The 4794-nt window shown below is 68.0% G+C and carries 1 protein-coding gene; it reads right to left on the bottom strand.

The features are described from left to right. Positions 1 to 4794: condensation domain-containing protein (locus HUA74_RS44830; RefSeq protein WP_174459493.1), on the bottom strand; the 4794-nt coding region annotated here is incomplete at both ends.

The raw sequence follows: 4794 nt of genomic DNA, 5'->3' as shown, positions 1-4794 counted from the left end.
CGGCTGAGGACTCGCGGAGGACGAAGGCGAGGCGGTCGGAGGGCCAGGCCTTGTCGAGGGGGACGTAGGAGGCGCCGGCCTTGAGGATGGCGAGGAGGGAGACGATGAGGTCGGCGGAGCGGTCGAGACGGACAGCGACGCGCGAGCCGGGAAGAACGCCGAGAGTGCGCAGGTAATGGGCGAGCTGATTGGAGCGCGAGTCGAGCTGGGCGTAGGAGACAGACTCCTCACCCGAGACAACGGCGACGGCATCAGGCGTACGCGCGGCCTGCTGAGCGAAGAGCGAAGGGATGGATGCGTCGCGCGGGTAATCACTGACAACGCCATTCCAACCCGCGAGGACCTGCTGCTTCTCCGCCAACGTGAGCAGAGGGATCAGGCCAAGCTGGGTATCGGGGGCCGCCTGAAGTCCCTCAATCAGCACCGCGTAGTGACGCGAGAGGCGCTCCATTGTCGCCGCGTCGAAGAGGTCGGTGTTGTAGTTGAAGACACCCGCGAAGCCATTGATGCCTTCTTCGAGCAGAAGGCTGATGTCGTACTTCGAGGACTCGATGCTCGGAGGCAGCGCGCCCAGCGTGATGCCGGGGAGCTTGAGTTCTCCTTCAGGAGCGTTCTGAAGGGTGAGGGTGACCTGGAAGAGCGGTGAGCGGCTCAGGTCACGCTGAGGCTGGAGTTCTTCGACAAGCTTCTCGAAGGGGACGTCCTGGTGCTCGTAGGCGGCCAGAGTGGACGTGCGCACCTGGGAGAGCAACTGACGGAAGGACTGCTTCGAGTCGAGTCGGGAGTGGAAGACGAGGGTGTTGACGAAGAAGCCGATGAGGCCCTCGGTCTCGGAGCGATTCCGGTTGGCGAGGGGCGAGCCCACGGAAACGTCGTCCTGGCCCGAGTAGCGGGAGAGCAGGAACTGGAAGGAAGCCAGCAGCACCATGAAGGGCGTGGCACCCTCGCGCTGGGCGAGCGCCTTGACCCAGTCGCTCGACTGTCTGGACAGGGCCACGGGGACGATGTCTCCCCGGTACGTCTGAACAGCGGGACGCGGCCTGTCAGTGGGAAGCTCAAGCGAAGTCGAGACGCCGGCGAGCTCCTGTCGCCACCAGTCAATCTCGGCGGAAAGGACGTCGCCCTGGAGCCACTCGCGCTGCCAGATGGCGAAGTCGGCGTACTGGATGGGCAGGGAGGCGAGCTGGGCGGGTTCTCCTCCGGCGAACTGACGGTAGAAGGCGGCGAGCTCGCGAACGATGATGGCGACAGACCATCCGTCGGAGACGATGTGGTGTGCGGTGACGAGCAGGATGTGCTCGTCGTCGCTCAATCGCACCAGGGTCGCGTGTACCAGCGGACCCCGAGACAGGTCGAATGAGTGCAGTGCCTCTTGGCGCATCAGGCGCTGGGCTTCCGCGTCCCGCTCCTGCTCCGGCAGTGCGCGGAGGTCAATGAGAGGCATCTCCAGCACGACATCCTGCTGGATGCGCTGAACGGGCTGACCCTCATGAATGGCGAAGTGCGTGCGCAGCACCTCATGGCGCAGCATCAGCGCGCGGAGGGACTGGCGCAGCGCGTTTGAATCCAGGGTTCCGGTGAGCTTGAGCGCCCACGGGATGTTGTATGCGGAGCCGCCGGGCTGGAGCTGATCGAGGAACCAGAGGCGCTGCTGGGCGAACGAGAGAGGAATGGCGCCGTCGCGCGCGCCCGGGCGCAACAGGAGGCGCCTGGTCCCCGTGCCCTCGCCGCTTCTCGACTCAATCCGCCGGGAGAGCTGTTCGACGGTGGGGGCCTCGAAGAGGTCGCGCAGTGGGAGCTCCACTCCCAGCACGGAGTGGATGCGCGAGACGACCTGGGTGGCGAGCAGGGAGTGTCCGCCGAGCGCGAAGAAGCTGTCCGTCGCGCCCACATGCTCCACGCCCAACACCTGAGCGAACACCTGCGTGAGCTGTTCCTCGGTCCGTGAGCGCGGAGCGGTGTATCGCGAGCCGGAGTCTTTCTGAGCCGGCGCGGGGCGGGCCCTGCCGTTGAACGAGCGAAGGACCTGCTCACGCTCTTCTCTCGTCAGCAGGGAGATGGAGGCGAGGCGCGCATCCGGGGCAGCCATCAGCGCCTGGAGCGCGACGCCCCAGTGATGAAGGAGACGCTCGGGGATGGAAGGCTCGAAGCGCGCGGCGTCGAAGAGCAGGCGCAGCTCCAGCGAGTCCCCAGGGATGACGTACGCCTCCAGCGGCGTGTCCGTCTGGTCCACGATGGTGAAGTCGCGGATGCCCAACGCATCCCCGGCGGAATTCACCGCGGCGTCGATGGGGAAGTTCTCGACGATGAAGAGGGACTCGAAGAGGGGCGTGCCGCGCGGGACGTCGCTCCACCCGTGCAGCCGCACGAGGGACGTGTGCTCGAACTGGCGCAGCTCGAGCTGCTGGGTGTGGAGCTGCTGAAGCCAGGAGAGCGCGGTGGTGCCGTCGTCGACGAAGACGCGGACGGGCACGGTGTTGATGAAGAGCCCGATGGCGCGGTCGATGCCGGAGAGGTCGGCGGAGCGACCGGAGGTGGTGGCACCGAAGACGATGTCCTGCTCACCGGTGTGACGTGAGAGCACCAGCGTCCACGCGGCCTGGACCAGCGCATTGAGGGTGAGGCGGTGCTGGCGGACGAAGGCCTGGAGGTCGGTGGTGGTCTGCGCGGGCAGGTGGAGCTGGAGGCGCCGACGCTGGAGCACCGAGTCCGGGCTTCGGGGAAGGGCACCAGGTAGGGGCGTGGGCGCGGTGAAGCCATGCAGCGTCTTGCGCCAGTAGAGCTCCGCGGGCTCCATCGGCTGGCGCTGGAGCCAGGTGACGTAGTCGCGGAAGGTCGTTGCCTCGCTCCGGACCCACACCAGTCCCGCGCGAATCTGCTCGTAGGTGGTGAAGAGGTCCTGGAAGAGGAGGCCCATGCTCCAGCCGTCCATCAACACGTGATGCGTGGTCCAGAGAACGCGCCAGGCGTGCTCATCGGTGCGGATGGCGGTCAGGCGCAGCAGCGGCGGCGTGCGCAGGTCGAATCCGCGAGCGCGGTCCTCGGAGAGGAGGGCCTGGAAGCGGGACTGCTGCTCTGCTTCCTCCACTCCGCGCCAGTCGAGTTCCTCCCAGGGCAGGGCAGCACCGGGGTGGACGAGCTGGAGGGGCTCCCGCGAGTCGCCCGAGTGGAAGGACGTGCGCAGCAGGGGCTGGCGCTGGATGACGGTCTCCCAGGTGCGCCGGAACGCCCCCAGGTCCACCGCGCCACTGAAGGTCCACGTCAACTGGGTGACGTAGACGCCGGAGCCCGGCGCGGCGAGGGTGTGGAAGAGCATGCCCTGCTGCAAGGGCGACAACGGATAGAGGTCCTCCACCGGCGTGCCCGCGGGGACCAGCCGGTCCGCGATGGCCTGCTTCAACCGGCTCAGGACGACGTCCGTGGACTCGTGCCACGTCGAGTCCGTCGACGTGCGCGGCGTGAGCGCGGCGTCCGGCTGCTCGGCCCATGCGCTGCCCTCGAACTTCACGACCCGAGCGAGGGCCTCCAGCGTCGGGTGCTGGAAGAGCTGCTGGGTCGTGAGCTGGAGGCCCGCGTTGCGTGCGCGGGAGACAATCTGGATGGAGAGGATGGAGTCGCCACCCAGCGCGAAGAAGTTGTCATGGCGCGTGACACGCGGCGCGCGCAGGGCCTCGGACCAGATGGCGGCGAGGACCTTCTCCTGGGGCGTCCTCGGCTCGGAGTCGTCGGGGACGGCGGATTGCTGGCTCTTGCTCAGCGGCGAAGGGAGGGCCTTGCGGTCGACCTTGCCATTGGGAGTGAGGGGAAGCGCGGGAAGGGAGACGAACAGCGAGGGCACCATGTGTTCTGGCAGGTGCCGTTGGGCGAAGTCGCGGAGGGCGGAGGCGTCGAGCGAGACGCCGGCCTGGGGGACGAGCCAGGCGACGAGGCGTCCATCACCGGAGGCATCGAGGTGGACGCCCGCGACGGCCTGGAGGACGGAGGTGTGGCGTGAAAGGACGGCTTCGACTTCGCCCAGTTCGATGCGGAAGCCGCGCAGCTTCACCTGGAAGTCGGCGCGGCCGAGGAAGTCGAGCGAGCCGTCAGGGCGCCAGCGAGCGAGGTCACCGGTGCGGTAGAGGCGCGCGCCAGGGATGCCGGAGAAGGCATCGGGGAGGAAGCGCTCGGCGGTGAGGTCGGGGCGGCCGAAGTAGCCGCGCACGACACCCTCACCAGCGATGAAGAGCTCGCCGGGCGAGCCGATGGGGCAGGGCTGCCCGGAGGAGTCGAGGACGAAGAGACGGTTGTTGGCGAGAGGCGTCCCGATGGAAAGGGTGGAAGCCCCTTCGTCGGAGAGCGAGGACGGGTGAGACGAGGACCAGACGGTGGTTTCCGTCGGGCCGTACATGTTGAGCAGGGTGGAGCGAGGGAGCGCGGCGCGAAGCTGGGATGCGAGAGGGCCGGGGAGGGCCTCACCGCCGACGAGGAGGAAGCGGAGGGACGCGAGCGCGCCGAGTGAGTCGTGCGCGAGCACCCGGGCGCGAGCGAAGGACGGAGTGCACTGGAGATGGGAGACGGGGTGGCGGCGGAGGACTTCGGGCAGCGTCAGCGCGGTGCCGAGGCGAGAGGCGGCGCGCTCGTCATGGAGGACAACGTGGAAGCCTCGGCAGAGCGTCCAGAGCAGCTCGAGGACGGAGATGTCGAAGGAGATGGAGGTGACGGCGAGCCACGTGCCGGGAGAGGTGCCCAGGCGGTCATCCATGGCCGCGAAGAAGTTGGCGGCGGTGCGGTGAGGCACCATGACGCCCTTGGGCC

This window comes from Myxococcus sp. CA051A (assembly GCF_013336705.1).
Lineage (GTDB): Bacteria > Myxococcota > Myxococcia > Myxococcales > Myxococcaceae > Myxococcus > Myxococcus llanfairpwllgwyngyllgogerychwyrndrobwllllantysiliogogogochensis.
Note: the sequence above shows the minus strand (reverse complement) of the source record. Positions and strands in the feature narration are given on the sequence as shown.